Consider the following 2464-nt stretch of genomic DNA (forward strand, 5'->3'; position numbering starts at 1 on the left):
AATAGCTCTTCAAATAGCCCTCAATAGTAGCCCTTACATCTTAATCTACACGAATGAACCACTTGGGTTTGATACGCCCAAAGTCTCGACGGATATTGGTTTTCAAGGCTTTCTTGGAATCCAGAACGACAGCATCCCACTCAGTTCTAACAAATACCACCCAATGCCAGAATGGCCTGCCTTGCTCCGTGCGCCACTTGATCGCCAATAGTGCCTTATCTGGAAGAGTCGCCCAGGTGTCGAATGGCGTCTCTGTTGGCGCAGCCGTGATACCCAAAGCACACAATAGCCTACGGACATATTCGGTATCTGACCAAAGCGCTGTGTCTTCGGCATAAATACCCAAAGCATTAGCTGTCGCTTTGGCCTGCACGTAGGTAATGCCCGCAAGCGCGGCGCATGCAGCAATCCCACAGCCGGATATTTCTTCTTGAATAACAGGGTTCATTGAGTCTTCCAGTTAGTACAGAACTGTATGAAGTGGTACGAGGGGAAAAATAGCGGGGAGTCGCTACCCTCGAACTGCCGAGCATGCACGTCAAAGCCATTAAGATTATAATCACTGGCTAGGCCAGACCCACCCTATTATCGAACTCTAAGCCTCGGGCGTATTACTGTGAGCATCCCCCATCGAAGTGAAAAAAGCCAAACTAGGCCTGTTCGCAAAGGCCTGCACCCGAGGAATCGACACAACCAAGGCTATGACTTCCCGGCTCTCGTAACAGGCCACCCAGCACTAGCCTCCCATGTAAAACCGAACGCGCATGGCGACCTTTCCATTGATTTCGCAGACCCATTGGCAGTAAAAACGCTCAACGCTGCGTTATTAAACCGGTACTACAACATTGTCGATTGGGATATTCCAGAGGGCGCGCTTTGCCCGCCAATCCCAGGCAGAGCTGACTATATCCATTACATGGCTGACTTGCTGGAGATTGGGCCTGAGCTAGAACAGCGCAGTATCAAGCTGCTCGACATAGGGACTGGAGCAAATGGAATCTACCCAATACTGGCTTGCCAAATTTACGGCTGGCAGTGTGTTGGTAGCGACATTAATCCTCAGTCGCTTGAGAATGTAGCCACGATTATCGCCAACAACCCCACACTCAAAGAACGCTTCACGCTGCGCACACAGCACGACAAAAACCACATTTTTGATGGAATCATTCAAACTGGTGAATTCTTTGACGTCAGCGTATGCAACCCACCCTTCCATGCCTCGCTTGATGAAGCACTTAAAGGTAGCCGGCTTAAACTCAAGAATCTCGCTCGTAGTCGCGGTGAGCAAAAGGTAAAAAACCAATCCACCACCCTAAATTTTGGCGGATTGGGAGCAGAGCTTTGGTGTAAGGGAGGCGAACAGCTGTTTCTTAAAAAGCTCATAAGAGAAAGCAAGGTGTATTCAACTCAATGCCGCTGGTTTACTAGCTTGGTTTCCAAAGCAGACAATGTTAAACCTGCCAAGAAGTTGATTGGTAAGCTTGGTGCAGTTGATATACGGGAAATAGAGATGAAGCAGGGAAATAAGATTACGAGGGTATTGGCCTGGACATTCATCTGAGCCGCGCAGGCGATTTATGCTTGCAGGCAGCCTGCGGTAGTCGGCACTCGACCGGGATTATCACCCGCTATCCAGTCCTCAATAGGAAAAAGGTCAAACAGACCAACCTTCACAAGCGTTGGAACGGCAAGTTCAAGCTCTTTTTCTACTTGGCCTCGCTCGCCAGCGTTATAAAGATTAATGTTATATAGCATCGTTGCAACCGTTCCCGTCTGAACCTTACTGCCATCTTTGAGATGAACCGAAGGAAGAACTTCCCTACCGCTAACGACTTTCTGATTTACAGCGGCCAACTGCTCCGTATGTTCAACACTTTTTTTCATTAGCACTCTCCTTTTTTCAAGCGGCTCTACTTTTAAACAGCTCAGCTTTCTCGCAGCAGCACAGCGGGTAGTCGATCAGTATTACACTGATCGAGAAGTGGCTGAAGCCATGAATGCCGGATATTCGAGCATGGATAAATGGGTGCGAGTGCGTCAACTACGCCAAGAGCGTGATGATCAAACCCTTAAACAACGCCCATGACACCCACGGCGGCACATTGTTTGATATTAAAAACATCAACCCCAAATTATGGAGATTCTTTATTAAAGCCAGAATTATCTTTCATTATACCATGGGTCTATATCAATACCTCCGTCACATGTGATTTCAGCTCGATAATATCCTGAGTCCGTCTCAAAACTTTGTAATATCAAATCTCCTGAGTCTCCGTCAATATACTCGAAACCTTCTTGCATACGGAACCCACTCATTGTAAAAACTTGTGGAAAATCATTATGAAAACCATCAATAGTACTTTTAATTTCCTCATACGAAAGATTATTGCAACCCGTGCCGGTACTGCTATATTTCATAAACAAGGCATAAGCTAACATCAGCAACCCTACAGCCAGCACCATT

The 2464-nt window shown here is 47.1% G+C and carries 4 protein-coding genes; 1 reads left to right on the top strand and 3 read right to left on the bottom strand.

Translation table 11 applies throughout. The annotated features are described in order from the left end of the window. Positions 1-40: 40 nt before the first annotated feature. Positions 41-448 (bottom strand): hypothetical protein, encoded by a 408-nt coding sequence (locus INT22_RS10220; protein ID WP_193068169.1) that lies wholly within the window; start codon positions 446-448, stop codon positions 41-43. Positions 449-616: 168 nt separating this feature from the next. Here INT22_RS10220 and rlmF point away from each other — a divergent pair, with 168 nt between their 5' ends. Then, a complete protein-coding gene (gene rlmF / locus INT22_RS10225) occupies positions 617-1561 on the top strand; it encodes a 23S rRNA (adenine(1618)-N(6))-methyltransferase RlmF (protein ID WP_193068170.1) in 945 nt (314 codons plus the stop codon). A 14-nt stretch (positions 1562-1575) separates the two neighbouring features. Here rlmF and INT22_RS10230 read toward each other — a convergent pair whose 3' ends face one another. Together INT22_RS10230 and INT22_RS10235 are read right to left on the bottom strand one after the other, a co-directional pair. Continuing rightward, positions 1576-1884, bottom strand: coding sequence for a DUF7709 family protein (locus INT22_RS10230; RefSeq protein ID WP_193068171.1), 309 nt, complete (start codon positions 1882-1884; stop codon positions 1576-1578). Positions 1885-2160: 276 nt separating this feature from the next. Next, the coding region (locus tag INT22_RS10235) for a hypothetical protein (RefSeq protein WP_193068172.1) at positions 2161-2464 on the bottom strand (304 nt) is incomplete at its 5' end.

It is taken from the genome of Halomonas sp. 3D7M (genome assembly GCF_014897885.1).
Lineage (GTDB): Bacteria > Pseudomonadota > Gammaproteobacteria > Pseudomonadales > Halomonadaceae > Vreelandella.